The organism is Agromyces sp. H17E-10 (assembly GCF_022919715.1).
Lineage (GTDB): Bacteria > Actinomycetota > Actinomycetes > Actinomycetales > Microbacteriaceae > Agromyces.
The window spans coordinates 2,449,612-2,469,547 of sequence record NZ_CP095042.1 but is presented as its reverse complement, the minus strand read 5'-3'; the positions used below and the strand labels follow the sequence as shown (position 1 = coordinate 2,469,547).

Genomic DNA, 19,936 nt, shown 5'->3' with positions numbered 1-19,936 from the left:
TTACGTTGATTGGCTATTTGAGCCAAGGCCAATCGTGGAATTGGATGGTGAGCATGGCTCGGCGCATCCCCCAACTCCTCATCGGACTCGTGCTCTACGGCATCGCCGACGCGATGATGATCCGTGCGGCGCTCGGCGTCGACCCGTGGACGGTGTTCGCGCAGGGCCTCTCGCACCTCACGGGCATCGGCATCGGCTGGCTCACGAACATCATCGGGGCGCTCGTGCTGCTGCTCTGGATCCCGCTGCGGCAGAAGCCTGGCGCCGGCACCGTGCTCAACATCCTGCTCATCGGGCCGAGCATCGAGCTCGGACTGTGGTTCATCCAGACGCCGCCCGAGCTGTGGCAGCGCATCCTGCTCTTCACCGGAGGGCTGCTGCTGCTCGCGGTCGCGAGCGGTCTCTACATCGGCAGCCGCTTCGGACCGGGTCCCCGCGACGGCCTCATGACCGGCATCCACGCCCGCACCGGCTGGCCGATCTGGGTCGGCCGCACGATCGTCGAGGTGACCGTGCTCGCGATCGGCTGGCTGCTCGGCGGCGACGTCGGCGTCGGCACCGTCGCGTTCGCGCTGCTCATCGGCCCGCTGTGCGGGTTCACCCTGCCGTTCTTCCGGGTGCCCGAGAAGCCGGCGCGGATGCCGCGAGCCGACGCCGACGACACCACGGGAACCGCCGCGACCCCCGTCGTCGCGGCGGCGGACTAGACGGCTGCGGCCTCCGAGGCCGGGACACCTCGGAGGCCGCAGCGACTCCAGTCGGTCGAGTAGCGAAGCGTATCGAGACCACATCGTGGACGTGGCCTCGATACGCGCTTCGCGCTCGGTTTCGATACGGCGCTGCGCGCCTACTCAACCCACCGCTCGACCGACCGTCAGAGCTCGCGCTCGGCGTACGCGCGGAGCGCGTCGCGCACGAACACCGCCCCCTGCTCGCCGCCGTAGTTGGCTGCGAAGCGCGAGTCGGCCACGTACATGTCGCCGAGGCCGAGCACGTACGCCTTGACGTCGCCGCCGGGCGCCGCCGCGGGCGTGCCCGGAACAGCGGTCAGCCACTCGACGTGGCGCTTCGCGAGCGCCTGCCCCTCGGGCCCGTCGGGCGCGACGCCCGACTCCGCCGCCGCGATCCAGTCGCGGCCGAGCTCGGCCACCCGGGCCTTCCACTCGCGCTGGCCGGCCTCGCCGAGACCTCGCCACCAGCGGTCGCCGTCGGCGTAGGCCTGCTTGCCCCAACGTTCCTCGACCTCGTCCTTGTACTGGGTGTGGTCGAATCCGTCGAACATCTCGTCTGCCATGAGTCGTTCACCTCCTTCCAATGCCTCGATGGTCTTCTCGACCGACGCGATCTGGCGCGTCAGCCGATCCTGTTCCTGCCGGAGCCAGCCCAGGTGCGCACCGAGCGCGTGCGCCTCGTCGGCGTCACCCTCGAGCACCTCGGCGATCGCCGGCAGTCCGAGCCCGAGCTCTCGCAGCAGCATGATGCGCTGCAGCCGCACGAGCGCACGCTCGTCGTAGTGGCGGTAGCCGTTGCCGGCCACGCGGCTCGGTGCGAGCAGGCCGATGTCGTCGTAATGCCGCAGGGTGCGGCTCGTCGTGCCGGCGAGCTTCGCGATCTCCTGGATCGACCAGTCCACGACGCCTCCTTCCGTTTCGCGTTCGGTACGTCGTCCACGTTAGAACTTGACGTAGCGTCAAGGTCAAGCCCGAACCCTTGAGTTTCTCGAAAACGCGATATATCGTGATACTCGAAAACGCGATATATCGCGATACCCCACGAATTTCAGAATCGGATGCCGCGGCATCCCGTTCGCACCCAGAAGGAGACCACGACATGACCATCGAGAAGTGGGTCATCACCCCGGGCGAGTCCCGGGTCATCGATCTCGAGCTCGTCCGCAAGCTCAAGGTCAGCCTCATCGGCGGCAAGGTCGACCTCATCGCCCACGACGAGCCCGGCGCCCGCGTCGAGGTCTCCAAGGTGAGCGGCAAGGACCTGCTCGTCACGATCGATGGCGACGCGCTCGAGGTCGACCACCCGCAGCTGCGCTGGGACAACTTCATCGACGCGTTCAAGGGCTGGGCCAACAACGCCAAGGCCGAGGTGTCGATCCTCGCGCCGCGCGACGTCGTGCTGAAGCTCGGCGTCGTCTCGGGCGACGCGCTCGTGGCGGGCTTCGACGGCGACGCGAAGCTCAGCACCGTGTCGGGCGAACTCGTCGTCGACGACCACGACGGCGACCTCGAGCTCTCGAGCGTGTCGGGCGAGCTCTCGGTCGGCAACCACACGGGCCGCATCACGGCCCACTCGGTGTCGGGCGACATCGTCGCGACGGGCACGATCACCGTGTTCAACGCCGACACCGTCGCGGGCGACATGATCGTCGACGCGTTCGGCACGCCGAGCCGCATCGACACGAACACCGTCTCGGGCGACCTCACCGTTCGCTTCGATCCCGGCGCCGGGGCGCGCTACCGCGTCAACACCGTCGGCGGCACCGTGCTGATCGACGACGTCACCATGAAGGGCGTGCTCGGCAAGGGCTTCGAGCGCGTGACCGGCGAGCTCGCGGGCCGCTGGCTCGACTTCGGCGCGAACAGCGTGTCGGGCTCGATCTCGATCATGCGGCGCGAACCCTCGGCCGGGGGCGCCTCTGGCGCGTCCGGCGCCGGCGCGGCCGACGACGGTGCGACCGACGCCGGTACCGGCGGGGATGCCTCGGCCAAGGCATCCCGCGACGAGGTCGGAGGCGCGGCGTGACTCCTCCGGTCTTCGCGCACGGCAGCCTGCGCCTCTACCTCCTCGCCCTCCTCGACGAGCAGCCGAGGCACGGGTACGAGTTGATCCAGGCGCTGTCCGACCGCTTCGGCGGCACGTACTCGCCGAGCGCCGGCACGATCTATCCCCGCCTCGCCAAGCTCGAGGAGGAGGGGCTCGTCACGAAGACGAGCGACGGCCGAAAGTCGGTCTACGAGATCACCGACGCCGGGCGCGCCGAGCTCGAGACACGCCGTCCCGAGCTCGACGCGATCGAAGACGAGGTCACCGACTCGGTCCGGCGGCTCGCCGACGGGGTGCGGGCCGAGGTGAACGAGGCGATGCGCTCGCTGCGCGCCGAGCTCGCGAGCGCCGCGCGCGACGCGAAGCGCTCCGCGAAGGATGCGGGCAAGGCGAGCGCCGAGAGTGCACGATCGGCGACGGTCGACGCCCAGGTCGACTCGCGCCGTGCGCTGCACGAGGCCGAGCTCGCGATCAACGAGTTCCGCCGCCAGGTGCGCACCGACCTGCGCACCCGCACGCAGCACGCGAACGTGCCGCCCGAGGCGGTGACCCTGCTGAAGGCCCGGCTCGCCCAGGTGCGCGCCGACGTGCAGGCCGTCCTCGGAGACTAGGCCGCCACCCACACCCCGCCGACCCCCTCCCCTCCTCCCTCCTCTCCCCCCTCCTCGGCTTCGCCCCCTCCCTCCCGCCCCTCCCTCCCGACCCCCACCGCATCGACTCGCCGAAAAGTGTTCTTCGTTCCGCCGTGAACGACACTTTTCGGCGAGTCGATGAGGCCGGGATGCGATGTCGGCGGGTGGTGCTTGCATGAACCCATGGACGTCGAAGTGCACCCGTGGTCCGAGGGCGACCTCGAACTGCTGCGGCGGGCGAACACGCCCGAGCTGATGGACTGGGTGGGCGGCGTCGAGACCGACGACCAGGTCGTCGCCCGGCACCACCGCTACCTCGCGCTCGCGCGCGACGGCACGGGGCAGCAGTTCCGCATCACGGTCCCCGGGCACCCCGAGGGCGTCGGCATGGTCGGCTACTGGCAGCACGAGTGGCACGGCGAGCCCGCGCTCGAGAGCGGGTGGTCGGTGGAGTCCGAGTACCGTGGGCAGGGCATCGCGCCGGCGGCCGTCGTGGCGATGCTCGAGTTCGCCAGGGCCGCCGGCGAGACCCTGCCCGTGCACGCGTACCCGAGCGTCGACAACCCCGCGTCGAACGCCGTCTGCCGCAAGGCGGGGTTCACCCTGCTCGGCGAGGAGGACTTCGAGGTGGGCGACGGGGTGCTCCGCACGAACGACTGGGTCGCGTATCTCGCCCCCGGCGGCGAGGCGTCGCGCTCGACCTGACGGCGCCGCGCCCGCACGACCGGCACCGACCGCCGTTCGACCCGGCGTAGCCTGCAGTGGTGCGCGCGTCTCCACTCATCACCGTCGGCGCGGTCGCCGTCGGCGGCCTCGTCGGAACCGGCTTGCGCCTCGCCTTCGATCTCGCGTTCGCGGCCGCGCCCGACGAGTTCCCGGTCGAGACGCTCGTCATCAACCTCGCCGGCGCGTTCGTGCTCGGCTGGCTCGTCGGCGGCCTCTGGACTCGGCCGGCGACGCCCACCTGGCTGAAGGCGGGGCTCGGCTCGGGCGTGCTCGGCTCGTTCACGACCCTGTCCGCCGTCATGGCCGCGGTCGTCGTGCTGACGGGCGAGGGCGAGATCTGGATCGGCGTCGGCTACCTCGCCGCATCGGTCGTCGGCGGACTCGGCTTCGCCGCTCTCGGGCTCGAGCTCGGCTCGCACCTGGCGCACCGACCGATGCCGCACGAGATCACCGACGCCGGAGAGACCCTGTGAGCGACATGCTCAGCCCGGCCGTGATCGCGGCGGTGCTCGTCGCGGGCGCGATCGGCGCGGTGCTTCGCTACGCCCTCTCCCGAGCCCTGCCCGTGCGGCCGGGGCACCTCCCGGGCGGCATCCTCATCGTCAACGTCGTCGGCTCGGGTGTCGCCGGCGCGCTCATCGGCCTCGCCGAGCGCGCCGCCCTCGACGGCGATCTGCGGCTCATCCTCGTGACCGGGTTCTGCGGGGGTCTCACGACCTTCAGCACGTGGAGCGTCGAGACGATCGAGCTCCTCGGCGGCGGCCGGTGGCGCGCCGCGACGCTCAACGTGATCGTCACGCTCGTGCTCGGCCTGGCCGCGGCGGCGGGCATGTACCTCGTCTTCCGCTGAGCGGCGACGGATGCCGCGACCGGGGCCCGGTCGCGGCATCCGCGTCGTTCAGACGAGCGTCTCGCCCACGTACCCGTCGGCTGCGCACCCGGGCGGCACGGCGAAGACCGCCGAGCCGATGGGCGTCGTCCACTCGTTGAGCAGGTCGAGCTCGTCGAGCCGGCGCTGGATCGGCACGAACTGGCGGTCGACGTCGGCCTGGTAGGAGGCGAACAGCAGTCCGGCGTCGGAGATCGATCCGTCGCCCGGCGACTCGTCGTAGTTGTACCCGCGGCGGAAGATCCGCTCCCCCGGCACGTCGCTGCGCGAGCGACGCAGGTGGGAGAAGTCGGCGATCACGGGGAAGCCGACCGGGGTGAGCGCCTCGAAGTCGGGCTCGTCGTGCTCGCGCGAACCCGTGAGCGGCGCACCGCTGCCGAGACGTCGGCCGACGGCCGCCTCACGGCCCGGCCGGTCGACCCGGTCCCACCCGTCGAGGTCCATCGCGATGCGTCGCAGTACGAGCGACGTGCCGCCCGTCATCCACTCGGGCGCGCCGGCCGACCAGACGAGCTCGTCGAAGTCGGCCGTGCCGGGCACGGGATTGACGGTGCCGTCGAGCTGCCCGAACAGGTTGCGCATCGTCGAACCGGATGCATCGGCGCCCGCCGCGCGCCGGAAACCGTGCTGCGACCAGCGCACGGTCGCGAACGACCGTGCGTCCTTCAGCAGCATGCGGGCCGCGTGCGCGAGCGTGACCGGGTCGTCCGACCCCACGTGCAGCAGCAGGTCGCCGCCGTTCCACTCGGGCCGCAGCCGGTCGATGCCGAACGGCGGCAGCGGGCGGAGCCACGCGGGCGCGATGCCGCCCGCACGTTCGACGAGGCCCGGGCCGAAGCCGAACGTGACGGTCAGCCTCGCGGGGGCGAGGGCGAGCTCGGGCTCGGTGTCGGCGAGCGGCGCGGTGCCCTGGGTGATCCTGGCCGCGTCGTCGCTCAGCACCCGCAGCATGCGCCGGAGCGCCGCGGCGTCGACCTCGGGGCGCAGATCGAGCGCGATGAAGCGGGCATGCGCCTGCGGCGGGGTCTCGATACCGGCCTGGTGCGTGCCGTGGAACGGCACGACGGCATCGCCGACGGCGGTCGCGTCGGTCGGTCGGGCACGATCGGCGCCCGTGTCACCGCCGCGGGCGAGCGCTCCCGCGACGGCCTGCGCGCCCAGCATCGCCGCCGCACCGGCTCCGGCCGCGGCGGCACCCCCGACGAGGAGGTGCCGCCGCGAGAACCCGGAGCCGCCGGGTCCGGCGGTCATCAGTGCGACCCGTGACCGTCGTCGTACTGCTCGTTCGCGCCCGTGTAGTCCTTGACCGGTGCCGTGACGTCGAGCGTCGAGCCGTCGTCGAACTCGAGGGTCACGGTGACCTCGTCACCGGCGAGCAGCGGCCCGTCGAGGCCCATGAGCATGACGTGGTTCGCGCCCGGCTCGAGGGCGAGCGCGTCGCCCGCGGCGATCGCGAACCCGCCCTCCTTCTCGCGCATCCGCATGGCTCCGTCGGACTCGACCGTCTCATGCAGTTCGGCGCTCGCCGCGGCGTCGGTCGTCGCGCCGACGAGCACGACGTCGCGCGAGCCGTCGTTGACGACCTGGCCGAACAAGCCGGTCATGCCGCCGTCGACGGCCTTGACCCAGGCGTCGTCGACGACGACGGAGGCCGCAGCCTCGGCCGACGGCGTCGCGACGTCCGACCCGACGGCACCGGACGAGCCGGACGCGCCGCTCGCGGCGCATCCGGACAGGAGGAGCAGTGCCGCCAGCACCGTTCCGAGGGCAGGGGTGATCACGGTGGTACGCATGTCGATCGCTCCCGCGCCGCTCAGGCGTCGGTGCCGGTGCCGGTGCCGGTGCCGCCCGCGGAGCCCGTGCCGTCACCGGCGCCCGGGCCGGCGCTCCTGCGGCGCGTGTTCAGGATGATCGCGACGACGAGCGCGATGATGCCGAGCCCGCCCACGACGAAGCCGGCGACGGCCCACCCGTCGGGGCCGGATGCCGCGCTGTCATCGGCGTCGGCGTGGTCGCCCTCGTCGCCGTGGTCGCCGTGGTCGGCGTCCGCGTCGTCGCTCGCGGCGGCGGCGTGCGGGGGCTCCTCGGTCCAGGTGCCGGTCGCGTCGGCGCCCACGCCGAAGTCGATCGTGCCCTCGATCGGGTGTCCGTCGCTCGAGACCGCACGCCAGCGCACCTGGTACTCGCCCTCGAGGTCGCTCGGCAGGGTCGCGGTGACCTTCGGGCCGTCGATGACCGGCTCGCCGACCTCGACGTCCTCGCCGTGATGGTCGACGACCTCGATCGCCGTGCCGACCTCGATGATGTCGTTCGAGAAGTCCAGCTCGACCGCGGCGGGCGCCGCCTCGAGCACCTGGCCGTTCTCGGGGCTCGACGCGATGAGCTCGTCATGCGCGAAGGCGGCGGTGCCGCCCGACAGGGCGAGTGCGCCGGCGAAGGCCAGCGCGGTCGCGGCGACGACGGTGACGCGAAGGCGGCTGCGACCGGGCGCGGCCGCGGCGGTGGAAACGGTGGAAGCGTTGTTCATTCGGGAGTCCTTCTCCTCATGCTCCGGACGACCTGCGCGATCGCGCGATCGCGGGCGCGCGGCATCCGGAGTCTTCGTCGGTGTCCGCCCGGAGGCGGAGGGTTCAAGCGAAGGCGGGAAGGAGCGGCGGGCCGCGATACCGGAGGGCGGCGAACCGCAGCCGGGACCGCAGCACGGGCGGTGCGACGGCCGAGCGGTCGAGCCGGTACGGCGCCGCGACCGCGACGGGTTCGCCGGCGCGCCCCGTGAGCACGAGCACGAAGCGCCTGGTCGCCGAGGCGAGCGCCGACCAGGCCGTGCGCTCGACCGCGAGCAGGTACACGATCGTCGCGACCGCGGCGAGCGCGTGCCCGACGAGCATCGCGCCGTCGTGACCTGCGTGCGCGACGGTCGACCCGGTGCCGGCGGTCTCGACGAACGCCATCGTCGCGTGGTGTCCGGCGCCGTTCGCGACGAACTGCCCCGACGAGGGACCGGCGCCGACGCCGAAGAGCAGGTGGAACGCACCCTGGCTCGCGACGACCGCGAGGGCGGTGCGCACGGGCGAGTTGCGTCGACCGACGAACGCGACCGAGGTGGCCAGCGCGACGATCGCGGCGAGCACGAGCCCCACGGAACCCGGCGCCTCGCCGCCCGCGACCCCGTGCGAGAACGCGGCGAGGAAGAGCGCCACCGAGGCCGTCGCGGCGCCGCGCGCGAGCTGCGTCGCACGATTCACGTCGGGGCCTCCGGAGTGGTCTGAGGAAAAGCGCCTCAACTGTAGCAAGTCCGGCTTGACTTGCGCTGCGGCAGGTGTAGTGTCATCCGCCGTGACGAATGACGCAGGCGAACCGCCCGCAGAACTGAAGTCGCCGAAGCACTGGATCATCGGCGACCCTCTTCCCACGGAGAAGCTCGAGGGGCAGCTGCTCCCCAAGCGCATCGCGCTGCCCGTGTTCGCGAGCGACGCGCTGTCGTCCGTCGCGTACGCGCCGCAGGAGCTCCTCATGGTGCTCACGGTCGGCGGACTCGCCTTCCTCGCGTTCGCGCCGTGGGTCGCCGCGGTCGTCGTGCTGCTCATGGCCACGGTCGCGCTGAGCTACCGCCAGCTGATCCGCGCGTACCCGTCGGGCGGCGGCGACTACGAGGTGGCGCACAAGAACCTCGGCGAGAAGGCCGGCCTGGTCGTGGCCTCGGCGCTCCTCGTCGACTACGTGATGACGGTCGTCGTGTCGGTCGCCTCGGGCGTCGACAACATCATCTCCGCGATCCCCGCGCTGAACCCCTGGCGGGTCGAGCTCGCGGTCGTGTTCGTCATCATCCTCGCGGCGATCAACCTCCGCGGCGTGAGCGAGTCGGGCAAGGCCTTCGCCGTGCCGACCTACTTCTTCGCGGCGAGCGTGCTGCTGCTCGTGGGCACCGGCCTCGTGCAGATCGCGATGGGCAACCCGCCGGTCGCCGAGTCGTCGCAGTACGCCGTGCAGGCCGAGGACCTCACGCAGGCCGCCGTCATCCTGCTGCTGCTGCGGTCGTTCGCGAGCGGCTGTTCGGCCCTCACCGGGGTCGAGGCGGTCGCGAACGGCGTGCCCGCGTTCCGGGCCCCCAAGGTCCGCAATGCGCAGAAGACCCTCTCGCTCATGGTCGGCCTCGCGATCGTCATGTTCATCGGCCTCACCACGCTCGCCCTCGTCTCGGGCGTGCACTACGCCGAGAACCCGTGCGACCTCGAGGGCTGGGCGAACTGCGAGACCGCCCCGCAGCCGAGCCTCATCGCCCAGATCGCGGCCGCCGTGTTCGGCAACGACTCGATCCTCTTCTACGTCGTGCAGGCCGCCGCCGCCCTCGTGCTGCTGCTCGCGGCGAACACCGCGTTCAACGGGTTCCCGCTGCTCGGCTCGGTGCTCGCCCGCGACGGCTATGCACCGAAGTCGCTCTCGACGCGCGGCGACCGCCTCATCTACTCGAACGGCGTCATCATCCTCGGCCTCGCGGCGGCGATCATCCTGATCGCGTTCCAGGCGAACCTGACGCTCCTCATCCAGCTCTACATCATCGGCGTGTTCGTCTCGTTCACGCTCGGGCAGTCGGGCATGGTGCGGCACTGGATCCGCCTGTTGCGCAGCGGCAGCGACCGCACGACGGTCGCGCGGTCGAAGGCCGGCGGCGGCGCCTCGGCTGCGGCATCCTCGACGAAGCAGCCGAAGGCCGCCCGGCCGGGCCCGACCGACGACGACCACCGGCCGATGAGCCGCGGCGCGATCATCCGCTCCCTGTGCATCAACACGTTCGGCGCCACCCTCACCGCGGTCGTGCTCGTCGTCGTCACGATCACGAAGTTCACCCACGGCGCGTGGATGGTCTTCCTCATGATGCCGATCCTGTTCATCCTCATGATGGGCGTGCACCGCTACTACCGCGACGTCGAGAAGGAGGTCGAGGTCGACCCGACCACGACGTTCGGCGCCTCGGGCGACCACGCGATCGTGCTCGTCGGCCGCATGCAGAAGCCCACCCTGAAGGCCCTCGACTACGCAATCGCGGCGAAGCACGACTCGCTCGAGGCGGTGCACGTCTCGCTCGACGAGGGGCAGACGAAGCAGCTCAAGAAGGACTGGGTGAAGATGAACATCCACGTCAAGCTGCGCATCCTGCAGTCGCCGTACCGCGACCTCAGCTACCCGCTGATCCAGTACATCAAGCAGCACCGCGAGGAGCACGGCTCCGAGGTCATCACCGTGTACATGCCGCAGTACATCGTGGGCCACTGGTGGGAGAACATCCTGCACAACCACAAGGCCCGCCGCATCCGGCAGAAGCTCATGCTCGTGCACGGCGTCACCGTCGCACTGGTGCCGTGGCTGCTCGACTCCTCCGACCTGATCTACGGCCGCCGGTCGCGACCGCTGCCCGGCCAGGACCGGCGCGGCGAGCCGGTGCGCCCACCGCGCCGCGCGACCGCCGACGCCGGGGCGAAGCAGCCCCGCTAAACTCCCCGTCATGGCGACAGGTCGTACGGATGTCCCGGTGGAGGTGTTCCTCGACGGGGTGACGCATCGCGTGCGACGCCGCGACGCGGCGACGTTGCTCGCGCTCATGGAGCGGGTGACGGGCGAGACCGCGTACATGTGGGGCCCGTCGATCGTCGGCTTCGGCGAGTACCACTACCGGTACGACTCGGGTCGTGAAGGGGATGCCCCGGCCGCGGCCTTCTCGCCGCGCAAGACCGCCATGACGGTGTACCTGACGCCCGGCTTCGCCGAGCACTCCCCGCTGCTCGAGCGGCTCGGCCCGCACACCACCGGGGTGGGATGCCTCTACCTGAAGGACCTCGACGACGTCGACCTCGACGTGCTCGAAGCGCTCGTACGCGAGTCGTACGACGCGGTCACAGCATCGCCATGATCTGGCGGGCGATCATGCGGCCGGCGCGGTTCGCGCCGATCGTCGACGCCTGCGGGCCGTAGCCCGCGAGGAACACGCGGGGGTCGCTCCACGCGGCGCCCTGGCCGACCGTGACGCCGCCGGCCTTCTCGCGCAGCTTGAGCTGGGCGAGGTGGCGCAGCTCGGGCCGGAACCCCGTCGCCCAGATGATGGCGTCGGCCCGTGCCGAGCCCTGCTGCTCGCCGTCCCACACGACGCGGTCGCCCTCGATGCGGTCGAACATCGGCCGCGCGACGAGCAGCCCGCGCTCGATGCCCGCGGCGATGCGCCGGCTCTTCGGCACGCCCGTGCCGCTCACGATCGAGGGCAGTGCCCGGCCCGAGCGTGCCGCCTCGTCCTGCATGGCGACGGCGGCCGAGGCGCCCTCGAGGTCGAGCTCCTGCCGGTCGATCCAGTCGATCGGCCGACGCGAGACCCAGGTCAGACCGGCTGCGACGTCCTCGAGTTCGAGCATGAAGCCGATCGCGCTCGTGCCGCCGCCGACGACGACGACGTGCTGGTCGCGGAAGTCCTCGGCGTCGGTGAAGTCGGAGGTGTGCACGTGGCGGCCGGCGAACTCGCCCATGCCGGGGTAGAACGGCACGAACGGCGAACCCCACGTACCGGTCGCGTTGACGAGGAACTGCGTCGCGAGCTCGTGCTGCGGCACGGCGGGCGCGGTCTTCGCCTCGAACGTCTTGCGTCGGCGGCCGAAGAGTCCTCGCACCTTGAGCTCCTCGATGGGCTGCGGGCTCAGGTCCTCGTAGCGCACGAGCAGGTCGGCCCCGTCGTTCGAGACGGAGCGCACGTTCATCGGGCGGCGCACCTGCAGGTCGTAGTGCTGCTCGAAGCGGCCGTAATAGTCGGCGACGACGTCCTTCGCGGGTGCCGTGCGGTCGGCCGTGTCGAAGCTGAGGCCGAGATCGGCCATGCCGGGCAGGTCGTTCACCTTGTGCGCGGTGCCGAGCTTGAGCGACGACCAGCGGTGCTGCCACGCGCCTCCGGGCCCCGGCGCACGGTCGAGCATCACGAAGTCCTGCCCCGCGGCGAGCTCGAAGCGTCGCAGGTAGTACGCGACCGAGAGCCCGGCCTGACCGGCGCCGATCACGACCACCTTCACGCGTTCGGGGCTCGTCGTCACCTGACAATCTCAGCACGTCTTGCTGAGTGCTCGCAGCACGTCGGCCGAGAGCGCGGGCACGCTGTGGAGACCGGCGATCGGGGCGTTCGGCGGTGCTAAACTGGCGGCTGGACGAATTTCTCAAGTGAGCGCCGGGTGAAGACCATCCCACCCGGCCAGATGTCGTAAGGGGGTCACGCATGGGGCGCGGCCGTCAGAAAGCCAAGCACACCAAGGTCGCACGGGAGCTGAAGTACTTCAGCCCGAACACCGACTACAACGCGCTTGAGCGCGAGCTCACCAGCTCGCAGCATGACGAGTACAGCGATGAGGCGTCGAAGTGGGCGGAGTACGCCGACGACGACGACGACAAGTACGCTGACGACGACACCTACGCCGACGACGAGCAGCGCGAACAGCGCGCCTGATCGCTGCTCCGTCGCACTCGTCGCCGTAGCCTCCAGCGAGACTCCGTCGCTCCCGCCGAGCGGGTCCCGACGATCGTCGGCGTGCGCGGCCTCAGGCCGAGCGCACGACGATCGTCGGCGTGCGCGGCCTCAGGCCGAGCGCACCCACTCGGCGGTCGTCTCGACGAAGCGCTCGAGGTCGTCGAGGGAGTTCGACGGCGTGATCGCCCGCAGCACGAGCTCGTCGGGCGCTCCGTCGTAGGCGGCGACCGCCGCCGCGTCGCCGATCGTCGCCTCCATCGCACCGAAGCCGAGCCGGGCGAAGTTCGCGGCGTACGCGGGGAACGACTCGTAGCTCGCGGCCTCGCGTTCGAGCACCGGGCGCGCGGCTGCGTCGACCGTGGTGCGGGTGTAGAGGATGCCGCGGACCTCGCGACCCTTCGCCGCCTCGTGCAGCTCGTCGGTCGTCGTGGCCGCCGCGGCGGGCGTCAGCCAGTTGAAGAGCGCGCCGTCGCCGTGCTCGGCGGCGAGCCGTCGCATCCGCGGGCCGAGCGCACCCACGATGAGCTGCGCCCGGGTCGCGTCGCGCAGGGCGGCGAGGCCCTCCGCGACGAGCCCGAGCGGCTTGGCGGCGCGACCCGAACCGATGCCGAGCGCGAGCCGCTCCGCGGGGATGCCGTCGAGGTCGAGCGACTCGGCCGGTCGGCGGTCGAGCGGGATGACGCCCGTCGCGAGCCCGATGCGCTCGGTCACCGCGGCCGCCGTGCGCAGCCCGTCGAGCGAGTCGCCGCCCGGCAAGTCGTTGATCCACAGCGCGTGGAAGCCGAGCCGTTCGATGCGTGGCGCGAGCGCCCGCACGGTGTCGAGCGGGGTGAGGCTCGTGATGCCGATCGAGACGGGCGTGCGCATGCGGGCCCCGCCGCTCAGCTCGCGTAGCCGCCGACGAGCCGCACCGCGCCGCCGTCGACGCCCTTCGCGCCCTGCTCCCAGGCATCTGCTCCCTGAGCCTGTCGAAGGGGCACCTCGCCGAAGCCGACCGTGCCGGTCTGCCAGGCCGGCAGGCCGAGGCGGTCGAGTTCGGCGATCACGGATGCCGCGGCGTCGGCCGCGACGACGGCGAAGAAGCCGATGCCGAGGTTCCAGGTGCCCTCGGTCGACTCGAGGCTCGTGCCGGCGAGGTCGTTGAGCACGCGGAAGACGGGTGCCGGCGACCACGTCGACCGGTCGACCTCGGCGTACGAGCCGCGCGGCAGCACACGGGCCAGGTTCGCGGCGATGCCGCCGCCCGTGACGTGCGAGAGCGAGTGCACGGCGTCGCCGTGCGGCCCGGCGAGCAGTTCGACGAGCTGGCCCGAGTAGAGGCGCGTCGGCTCGAGGAGCGCCTCGCCCCACGTCGTGCCGAGCTCTGCCGAGGCATCCGTGTACCCGATGCCGGCGCCCGAGAGGATGTGGCGGACGAGCGAGAAGCCGTTGGAGTGCAGGCCGCTCGAGGCGATCGCGACGACCGCGTCGCCGTCGCGGACCTTCTCGGCGCCGAGCGCCCGGTCGGCCTCGACGACGCCGACCGCGGCGCCGGCGACATCGTAGTCGTCGGCGCCCATGAGACCGGGGTGCTCGGCCGTCTCGCCGCCGACGAGCGCGGTCCCCGTCTCGGCGCACGCGCGGGCGATGCCCGTGACGATCGACGCGATGCGCTCGGGCACGACCTTGCCGCAGGCGATGTAGTCGGTCATGAACAGCGGCTTCGCGCCGACCACGACGATGTCGTCGACGACCATGCCCACCAGGTCTTGCCCGATGGTGTCGTGCTTGTCGAGCGCCTGCGCGATCGCGATCTTCGTGCCGACGCCGTCGGTCGACGTCGCGAGCAGCGGGCGGGTGTAGTCCTTCGCGAACGACAGGTCGTAGAGGCCGGCGAAGCCGCCGACGCCGCCGAGCACGTTGGGCCCGTGGGTCTTGGCGACCGCCTCCTTCATGAGTTCGACGGCGAGGTCGCCGGCTGCGGTGTCGACTCCGGCAGCGGCGTAGGACGAATTCGCGCTCACCCCACAAGGGTACCGGCCGCGTCAGCCTCGAATGTCGGGCCGCGCGCGTAGAATTCGGGTATGCAGCCTGGGGCGGCACCGTCGTGGGTGATCCGTGAGAATGCGAGTCGCCCGGTACTGCTCGCGCTCTATCTGCGCGAGGTGCTCGCCATCTCCTCCCCCGTCGAACTGCCGCGGCTGCGCGACGTCGGCCCGGTGGGCGAACGACTCGAGATCGACGAGCACGACCTGCTCGAGCGGCAGTGGCGCGCGTGGTGGGCGATGACGGTCGAGCCCGAGGCGCATCCGTCGCCCGTGCCGCTCGAACTCGTCGAGGCGTTCGACACCGAGGTCGCGCTGCCCGTCTCGGGTGCCGAGGTCCTCGCGCGGGCGATCGTGCCGCACGCGGAGGCGGCGCGCGCGTGGGCCGAGTGGGCGCACGATACGTACCGCAGCGCCTCGGCCGCACGGCGCGGCGACTCGTACCGGGCGTACGCCGGAACCATCGCCGAGCACGAGCGCGAGGTCGGCCGGCGGGCGCACTCGTTCGAGCTCAACGTCGAGGTGCTGCCGCTCTCGGGCAGCGGGGTCTGGTGGATCGGCGCGATGACGATCGCGGTGACCGACTCGCTGCGGTCCGACGCGTCGGCGTTCGACGACGCGATCCACCCGATCATCGCCGAACTCGCGTAGGCGGGCTGAGCAGGCGCGAAGCGCCGTCTCGGAACCGGCGGTGCGATTCGGTTTCGAGACGCTCCTTCGTCGCTCCTCAACCTGCCATGCCATCGCCGCGCTCGCGTGAGGGGTTTCGAGACGCTCGCTGCGCTCGCTCCTCGACCCGCCATGCGTGACAGACTCGAGCGCATGAGCATCTGGTTCGGCGAGCCCTCACTCGAGTGGGCGAACTCCCGCAGCGGCGGCACCGCGATCAACGCGCTCGGCATCGAGATGACCGAGCTCACCGACGACTCGATCAAGGGCCGCATGCCGGTCGACGGGCGCACGCGCCAGCCGGGCGGGGTGCTGCACGGCGGAGCATCCGTCGCCCTCGCAGAGACCCTCGCGAGCTGGGGCGCGAGCATGACCGTCGACTCTGCGAAGTTCTACTGCGTCGGCATGGAGATCAACGCGAACCACGTTCGGCCCGTCGCCGAGGGCTGGGTCTACGGCGAGGCGCGCCCGCTCACGCGCGGTCGCACGACGCAGGTGTGGGACATCCGCATCACGCAGGAGGACGGCAAGCTCGTGTGCGTCTCGCGGTGCACCATGGCCGTGCTGCCGAAGCCCTCGGAGTACTGAGGTCGCTCCCCCGCGGGCTCGAGACCGGGTGAGGATGCTCCGGGAGGGAGCCGCCGCGACTGTTCAGCCGCGCGGCCCGAGCGCGGTGCGAGCCGCCTCGATCGAGGCGATCACCGCGGCGATGGCGTGCTCGAACCGATGCTCGGGCGGCGCTCCGTAGCCGACGACCATCGTCGGCGGCCGGGACTCGGCGGTCGCGCCGTCGGCCGCGTACGACGCGAGCCCGCCGTAGCGCAGCCCGAGGTCCGCGGCCTCGCGTACGACCTCGGCCTCCGCGATGCCCGGCGGCAGTTCGAGCAGGCAGTGCAGGCCGGCCTCGAGACCCGCGATGCGCGCGTCGGGCAGCCGCTCGGCGACGAGCCGTTCGAGCAGCTCGCGTCGGGCCCGGTAGCGCAGGCGCGCCCCGCGTACCGCACGGTCGTAGTCGCCCGCCCCGATGAAGGCGGCGAGCGCGAGCTGCGAGATCGCGTCGGTCGCCGCGCCGCTCAGCCGGCGCTGCTCGAGCACGGCGTCGCGCAGGCCCGCCGGCACGACCCCCCAGCCGATGCCGAGCCCAGGGGCGAGGGCCTTGCTCGCGGTGCCGCCGTAGACCGTGTGCTCGGGCGCGAGCGACTGGAACGCGCCGATGGCCCGGCCGTCGAAGCGGAACTCGCCGTCGTAGTCGTCCTCGATCACGATCGCGCCGTTCGCACGCGCCCAGTCGCCGAGCGCCGAGCGGCGAGGCGCCGAGAGCGGCACTCCCGTCGGGAACTGGTGCGCAGGCGTCACGAGCACGGCGTCGACGCCGGCCGTCTCGAGCCGGTCGACGACCATGCCGTCGCGGTCGAGCTCGACCGGCACGGGCTCGAGGCCGGCGGCGGCGAGCACCTCGCGGTGCGAGGCGTGGCCGTAGGCCTCGACGGCGATGCGCCGCCGGCCCGTCGCGGCGAGGGCGCGGGCGACGGTCGACAGCAGTTCGCCGAACCCGTGGGTGACGACGAGGTCGTCTGAGCCGGCGACGACACCGCGGGTGCGAGCGAGGTACCCGGCGAGCGCGGTGCGCAGCTCGACCGTGCCCTCGAGCGCGCCGTACGCGAACGAGGTGCCGGGCGCCTCGGCGAGCGATCGCGCGACGGCCCGGCTCCACGCCGAGCGGGCGAAGCCCGACGCATCGGGCAGCCCGCCCCGCAGGTCGAGGTCGAACCGGGTCGAACGGTCGATGCGTGCGCCGGGCACCGGAGTCGGGATGTCGCGCACCCACGTGCCCGAACCGACGCGCGCCTCGAGACGGCCTTCGCCGACGAGCCTGGCGTACACCTCGGCGACGCTGTTGCGCGCCAGGCCGAGGTCGTGCGCGAGCGTGCGGGTCGGCGGGAGCCGGGTACCCGGTGCCAGCCGCCCGTCGGTCACCGCGGCGCGGAGCGCCTCCTCGAGCGAGGCGGCCTTGCGCCGCGGGTCGAGGGCGAGGTGGAGATCCAATCCTGAATTGGCCCAGTCGTGCGCCATGGGATTGGACGTTACCAGCCCGGCCGCCGCTCCGTAGCGTGGGATCCATGACCACGACGACCATCGACTCCACCGCATCCGCCGTTCCCGTCGCCCCGACCCGCCGCCTCGACCTCGACGGCGTCGCGCCCGCCTTCGTCCGCGCCGTCAGCGCGCTCGACGACGCCGCCGAGGCCGAGGCCGACCGGGCCGGCATCGAGAAGGTCCTGCGCGAGCTCGTGCGGCTGCGCGCCTCGCAGCTCAACGGCTGCTCGTACTGCGTCGACCTGCACTCGCGCGACGCGCTCGACGCGGGCGAGCTCGTGCAGCGCCTCTACGCCGTCGCCGTCTGGCGCGAGTCGAACTTCTTCACCGCCCGCGAGCGGGCGGCGTTCGCGCTCGTCGACGATGTCACCCGGTTGTCGGAGACCCATGTCCCCGACGAGACCTGGGCCGTGGCATCCGCGGCCTTCACCGACGACGAAGTGGCCGCGCTGCTCGCCCTCGTCGTGTCGGTCAACGCCTGGAACGAGCTCGCCGTCTCCACGCGCGGATGGCGACCCAAGCTGCGCATCTGAGCAGGCGCCCGCACACGGCGGGCTCACCCGCGCAGTATGGGAGAATCGACGAGGCCGGTTCCGGCCGTTCACCACACCCCCACGAGGAGCCATCGCTCGCATGTGCGGCATCGTCGGCATCGTCTCCACCGAGCCCGTCAACCAGCAGATCTACGACAGCCTGCTGCTCCTGCAGCACCGCGGCCAGGACTCGACGGGCATCGCGACCGCCGACGGCCCCGTGTTCCACATGGCGAAGGCGCGGGGGCAGGTGCGCGAGGCGTTCCGCACCCGCGACATGCGCTCGCTCATCGGCAACATGGGCCTCGGCCACGTGCGCTACACGACGAAGGGCGCCGCCGAGCGCGAGGAGGAGGCGCAGCCGTTCTACGTGAACGCGCCGTACGGCATCATCCTCGTGCACAACGGCAACCTCACGAACACGCGCGAGCTGTCGGGCGACCTGTTCTCGATCGACCGCCGCCACGTGAACTCGACGAGCGACACCGAGATGCTGCTCAACGTGCTCGCGACCGAGCTGCAGGGCCAGATCAAGGGGCTCGAGCTCGACCCCGACCAGGTCTTCGAGGCCGTCTCGCAGGTGCATGAGCGGGTCGAGGGCTCGTACGCGGTCATCTCGATGATCGCGGGCTACGGGCTGCTCGCGTTCCGCGACCCGTTCGGCATCCGCCCCCTCATCCTCGGCAAGCGCGTCACCGAGGCCGGCCGCGACGAGTGGATCGTCGCGAGCGAGTCGCTCGTGCTCGAGAACGGCGACTACGAGATCGTGCGCGACGTCGAGCCGGGTGAGGCGATCTTCATCACGCTCGACGGCGAGATGATCTCGCGCCAGTGCGCGAAGAACCCCGTGCTCGTGCCGTGCTCGTTCGAGTACGTGTACCTCGCCCGTCCCGACTCGGTCATGAACGGCATCTCGGTGTACGAGTCGCGCCTGCGCATGGGTGATCGCCTCGCCGACACCGTCGCGACGCACATGCCGCTCGGCGACGTCGACGTCGTCATGCCGATCCCCGACTCGTCGCGCCCGTCGGCGATGCAGGTCGCGCAGAAGCTCGGCATCGAGTACCGCGAGGGCTTCTACAAGAACCGCTACGTCGGCCGCACGTTCATCATGCCCGGCCAGTCCGAGCGCAAGCGGTCGGTACGCCAGAAGCTCAACGCGATGGGCACGGAGTTCCGCGGCAAGAACATCCTCATCGTCGACGACTCGATCGTGCGCGGCACGACGTCGCAGCAGATCGTGCAGATGGCCCGCGACGCGGGTGCCAACAAGGTGACGTTCGCCTCGGCCGCGCCGCCCGTGCGCTACCCGCACGTGTACGGCATCAACATGCCGAGCCGTCAGGAGCTCATCGCGCACGGCCGCAAGATCCCCGAGATCGCGGCCGAGCTCGGCGCCGACCACATGATCTACCAGGAGGTCGCCGACCTGCAGGCGGCGATCACCGAGGGCACGTCGATCGACCGTCTCGACCTGTCGTGCTTCACGGGCGAGTACGTCACCGGCACCGTGACCGACGAGTACCTGGGCTGGGTCGAGCGCACGCAGCTCAGCTGACCGTCCGATCCGTCGTCGACGGCGGGTCGGATGCCTCGAGCGAGCGCCGTCCGGCGCGGGTCGCCTTCCGACGGTCGACGTTCGACGTACGGCTCAGCCGTCGACGCGGTGCGTCTCGTCGTGCTCGGCGACGGCGCGCGTCGTGCGGCGCGACATCGCGCGGTCGACGATGAGGGCGACGAGCGCCCCGAGCGCCACGCCGAACGCGACGCCCCCGAGCAGCAGGAAGCCGAACACCTGGCCCTGGTCGTAGGTGAAGTCGTTCTGCACCCGCTCGGCGACCTGCGCCTCGGTCGGGGCGAAGGCGAACGACAGCACGAACGCGACGAGCGCGCCGAGGACGGCGCCCGCGATCATCCAGATGCCGTAGCGGGGCGAACGCCGCACGACGACCTCGTCGCGGGTCGCCGCGGTCTCGTACCGCGGCGTCCCCTGCTCGGAGGCCTCGGGCTGCGGTTCGGGCTGCTGGGTGTCGCTCACCCTTCCATTGTCCCCCACCCGCCGGTTGAGGAGCGCCCGACGGAGTCGGACGCGT

23 protein-coding genes are annotated in these 19,936 nt (G+C 71.7%); 13 read left to right on the top strand and 10 right to left on the bottom strand.

Translation table 11 applies throughout. The features are described 5' to 3' along the window. The first annotated feature begins 53 nt into the window (after positions 1–53). Complete coding sequence (yczE, locus tag MUN74_RS11245; protein WP_244852191.1) at positions 54–707, top strand: membrane protein YczE; 654 nt, start codon at positions 54–56, stop codon at positions 705–707. Between the two features lie 167 nt (positions 708–874). Here the strand turns inward: yczE and MUN74_RS11240 are convergent, their stop codons facing one another. Beyond that, positions 875–1,633: a MerR family transcriptional regulator gene (locus MUN74_RS11240; protein ID WP_244852189.1), complete on the bottom strand. Its 759-nt coding sequence runs from the start codon at positions 1,631–1,633 to the stop codon at positions 875–877. 197 nt (positions 1,634–1,830) lie between these two features. On the opposite strand from MUN74_RS11240, the gene MUN74_RS11235 reads away from it, so the two are divergent. The 5 genes from MUN74_RS11235 to crcB all read left to right on the top strand — a co-directional run bounded on the left by MUN74_RS11235 (position 1,831) and on the right by crcB (position 4,986). Then, positions 1,831–2,757 (top strand): DUF4097 family beta strand repeat-containing protein, encoded by a 927-nt coding sequence (locus MUN74_RS11235; RefSeq protein WP_244852187.1) that lies wholly within the window; start codon positions 1,831–1,833, stop codon positions 2,755–2,757. Next, complete coding sequence (locus MUN74_RS11230) at positions 2,754–3,389, top strand: PadR family transcriptional regulator (RefSeq protein WP_244852185.1); 636 nt, start codon at positions 2,754–2,756, stop codon at positions 3,387–3,389. Before MUN74_RS11235 ends, MUN74_RS11230 begins: the two co-directional genes overlap by 4 nt. A 204-nt stretch (positions 3,390–3,593) precedes the next feature. After that, positions 3,594–4,115 carry a GNAT family N-acetyltransferase gene (locus tag MUN74_RS11225; RefSeq protein WP_244852183.1) on the top strand — a complete coding sequence of 174 codons (522 nt, stop codon included), beginning with the start codon at positions 3,594–3,596 and terminating at the stop codon, positions 4,113–4,115. Positions 4,116–4,174: 59 nt separating this feature from the next. Continuing rightward, on the top strand, positions 4,175–4,609 hold the full coding sequence (locus MUN74_RS11220) for a fluoride efflux transporter FluC (protein WP_244852181.1): 435 nt from the start codon (positions 4,175–4,177) through the stop codon (positions 4,607–4,609). A 5-nt stretch (positions 4,610–4,614) separates the two neighbouring features. Continuing rightward, complete coding sequence (gene crcB, locus MUN74_RS11215; protein ID WP_244856432.1) at positions 4,615–4,986, top strand: fluoride efflux transporter CrcB; 372 nt, start codon at positions 4,615–4,617, stop codon at positions 4,984–4,986. A gap of 48 nt (positions 4,987–5,034) precedes the next feature. Here the strand turns inward: crcB and MUN74_RS11210 are convergent, their stop codons facing one another. From MUN74_RS11210 to MUN74_RS11195, 4 genes are all read right to left on the bottom strand, one after another. Continuing rightward, positions 5,035–6,276 carry a Dyp-type peroxidase gene (locus tag MUN74_RS11210; protein WP_244852180.1) on the bottom strand — a complete coding sequence of 414 codons (1,242 nt, stop codon included), beginning with the start codon at positions 6,274–6,276 and terminating at the stop codon, positions 5,035–5,037. After that, on the bottom strand, positions 6,276–6,818 hold the full coding sequence (locus MUN74_RS11205) for a copper chaperone PCu(A)C (protein WP_244852178.1): 543 nt from the start codon (positions 6,816–6,818) through the stop codon (positions 6,276–6,278). Before MUN74_RS11205 ends, MUN74_RS11210 begins: the two co-directional genes overlap by 1 nt. A gap of 20 nt (positions 6,819–6,838) precedes the next feature. After that, entirely contained in the window at positions 6,839–7,552 is a 714-nt protein-coding gene (locus tag MUN74_RS11200) for a copper resistance CopC family protein (protein ID WP_244852177.1), read from the bottom strand. 103 nt (positions 7,553–7,655) lie between these two features. Beyond that, positions 7,656–8,270 (bottom strand): hypothetical protein, encoded by a 615-nt coding sequence (locus MUN74_RS11195; protein WP_244852175.1) that lies wholly within the window; start codon positions 8,268–8,270, stop codon positions 7,656–7,658. A 91-nt stretch (positions 8,271–8,361) separates the two neighbouring features. Here MUN74_RS11195 and MUN74_RS11190 point away from each other — a divergent pair, with 91 nt between their 5' ends. Next, entirely contained in the window at positions 8,362–10,518 is a 2,157-nt protein-coding gene (locus MUN74_RS11190; RefSeq protein WP_244852173.1) for an APC family permease, read from the top strand. 10 nt (positions 10,519–10,528) lie between these two features. Further along, positions 10,529–10,933: a DUF1801 domain-containing protein gene (locus MUN74_RS11185; RefSeq protein WP_244852171.1), complete on the top strand. Its 405-nt coding sequence runs from the start codon at positions 10,529–10,531 to the stop codon at positions 10,931–10,933. On the opposite strand, the gene MUN74_RS11180 is transcribed toward MUN74_RS11185, so the two are convergent. Next, positions 10,917–12,092: an NAD(P)-binding domain-containing protein gene (locus MUN74_RS11180; RefSeq protein ID WP_244852170.1), complete on the bottom strand. Its 1,176-nt coding sequence runs from the start codon at positions 12,090–12,092 to the stop codon at positions 10,917–10,919. The genes MUN74_RS11185 and MUN74_RS11180 overlap by 17 nt on opposite strands. 179 nt (positions 12,093–12,271) lie before the next feature. Here MUN74_RS11180 and MUN74_RS11175 point away from each other — a divergent pair, with 179 nt between their 5' ends. Then, a complete protein-coding gene (locus tag MUN74_RS11175) occupies positions 12,272–12,499 on the top strand; it encodes a DUF3073 domain-containing protein (protein WP_244852168.1) in 228 nt (75 codons plus the stop codon). Between the two features lie 129 nt (positions 12,500–12,628). Here the strand turns inward: MUN74_RS11175 and MUN74_RS11170 are convergent, their stop codons facing one another. Next, positions 12,629–13,387 carry an LLM class flavin-dependent oxidoreductase gene (locus tag MUN74_RS11170; RefSeq protein ID WP_244852166.1) on the bottom strand — a complete coding sequence of 253 codons (759 nt, stop codon included), beginning with the start codon at positions 13,385–13,387 and terminating at the stop codon, positions 12,629–12,631. Positions 13,388–13,401: 14 nt separating this feature from the next. Continuing rightward, a complete protein-coding gene (purM, locus tag MUN74_RS11165; protein ID WP_244852164.1) occupies positions 13,402–14,523 on the bottom strand; it encodes a phosphoribosylformylglycinamidine cyclo-ligase in 1,122 nt (373 codons plus the stop codon). 60 nt (positions 14,524–14,583) lie between these two features. On the opposite strand from purM, the gene MUN74_RS11160 reads away from it, so the two are divergent. Further along, entirely contained in the window at positions 14,584–15,195 is a 612-nt protein-coding gene (locus MUN74_RS11160; RefSeq protein ID WP_244852162.1) for a zinc-binding alcohol dehydrogenase, read from the top strand. A 171-nt stretch (positions 15,196–15,366) separates the two neighbouring features. Next, positions 15,367–15,801 carry a PaaI family thioesterase gene (locus tag MUN74_RS11155; protein WP_244852160.1) on the top strand — a complete coding sequence of 145 codons (435 nt, stop codon included), beginning with the start codon at positions 15,367–15,369 and terminating at the stop codon, positions 15,799–15,801. Positions 15,802–15,864: 63 nt separating this feature from the next. Here the strand turns inward: MUN74_RS11155 and pdxR are convergent, their stop codons facing one another. Further along, positions 15,865–17,259, bottom strand: coding sequence for a MocR-like pyridoxine biosynthesis transcription factor PdxR (gene pdxR / locus MUN74_RS11150; protein WP_244852159.1), 1,395 nt, complete (start codon positions 17,257–17,259; stop codon positions 15,865–15,867). Between the two features lie 74 nt (positions 17,260–17,333). Between pdxR and MUN74_RS11145 the strand changes: the two genes are divergently transcribed. Further along, positions 17,334–17,843 carry a carboxymuconolactone decarboxylase family protein gene (locus MUN74_RS11145; RefSeq protein ID WP_244852157.1) on the top strand — a complete coding sequence of 170 codons (510 nt, stop codon included), beginning with the start codon at positions 17,334–17,336 and terminating at the stop codon, positions 17,841–17,843. A gap of 100 nt (positions 17,844–17,943) precedes the next feature. Continuing rightward, the gene (gene purF, locus MUN74_RS11140) at positions 17,944–19,401 is read left to right on the top strand and encodes an amidophosphoribosyltransferase (protein WP_244852155.1); all 1,458 of its coding nucleotides are present in this window, start codon (positions 17,944–17,946) and stop codon (positions 19,399–19,401) included. A 93-nt stretch (positions 19,402–19,494) separates the two neighbouring features. Here purF and MUN74_RS11135 read toward each other — a convergent pair whose 3' ends face one another. Then, positions 19,495–19,881, bottom strand: coding sequence for a hypothetical protein (locus MUN74_RS11135; RefSeq protein WP_244852153.1), 387 nt, complete (start codon positions 19,879–19,881; stop codon positions 19,495–19,497). Between the last annotated feature and the right edge of the window lie 55 nt (positions 19,882–19,936).

What these genes read in the sequence shown, in the direction of transcription:
- yczE (WP_244852191.1), top strand. Translation starts at nt 54, where the DNA reads ATGGCTCGGCGCATCCCCCAACTCCTCATCGGACTCGTGCTCTACGGC.
- MUN74_RS11235 (WP_244852187.1), top strand. Translation starts at nt 1,831, where the DNA reads ATGACCATCGAGAAGTGGGTCATCACCCCGGGCGAGTCCCGGGTCATC.
- MUN74_RS11225 (WP_244852183.1), top strand. Translation starts at nt 3,594, where the DNA reads ATGGACGTCGAAGTGCACCCGTGGTCCGAGGGCGACCTCGAACTGCTG.
- crcB (WP_244856432.1), top strand. Translation starts at nt 4,615, where the DNA reads ATGCTCAGCCCGGCCGTGATCGCGGCGGTGCTCGTCGCGGGCGCGATC.
- MUN74_RS11210 (WP_244852180.1), bottom strand. Translation starts at nt 6,276, where the DNA reads ATGACCGCCGGACCCGGCGGCTCCGGGTTCTCGCGGCGGCACCTCCTC.
- MUN74_RS11205 (WP_244852178.1), bottom strand. Translation starts at nt 6,818, where the DNA reads ATGCGTACCACCGTGATCACCCCTGCCCTCGGAACGGTGCTGGCGGCA.
- MUN74_RS11200 (WP_244852177.1), bottom strand. Translation starts at nt 7,552, where the DNA reads ATGAACAACGCTTCCACCGTTTCCACCGCCGCGGCCGCGCCCGGTCGC.
- MUN74_RS11185 (WP_244852171.1), top strand. Translation starts at nt 10,529, where the DNA reads ATGGCGACAGGTCGTACGGATGTCCCGGTGGAGGTGTTCCTCGACGGG.
- MUN74_RS11175 (WP_244852168.1), top strand. Translation starts at nt 12,272, where the DNA reads ATGGGGCGCGGCCGTCAGAAAGCCAAGCACACCAAGGTCGCACGGGAG.
- MUN74_RS11170 (WP_244852166.1), bottom strand. Translation starts at nt 13,387, where the DNA reads ATGCGCACGCCCGTCTCGATCGGCATCACGAGCCTCACCCCGCTCGAC.
- MUN74_RS11160 (WP_244852162.1), top strand. Translation starts at nt 14,584, where the DNA reads ATGCAGCCTGGGGCGGCACCGTCGTGGGTGATCCGTGAGAATGCGAGT.
- MUN74_RS11155 (WP_244852160.1), top strand. Translation starts at nt 15,367, where the DNA reads ATGAGCATCTGGTTCGGCGAGCCCTCACTCGAGTGGGCGAACTCCCGC.
- MUN74_RS11145 (WP_244852157.1), top strand. Translation starts at nt 17,334, where the DNA reads ATGACCACGACGACCATCGACTCCACCGCATCCGCCGTTCCCGTCGCC.
- purF (WP_244852155.1), top strand. Translation starts at nt 17,944, where the DNA reads ATGTGCGGCATCGTCGGCATCGTCTCCACCGAGCCCGTCAACCAGCAG.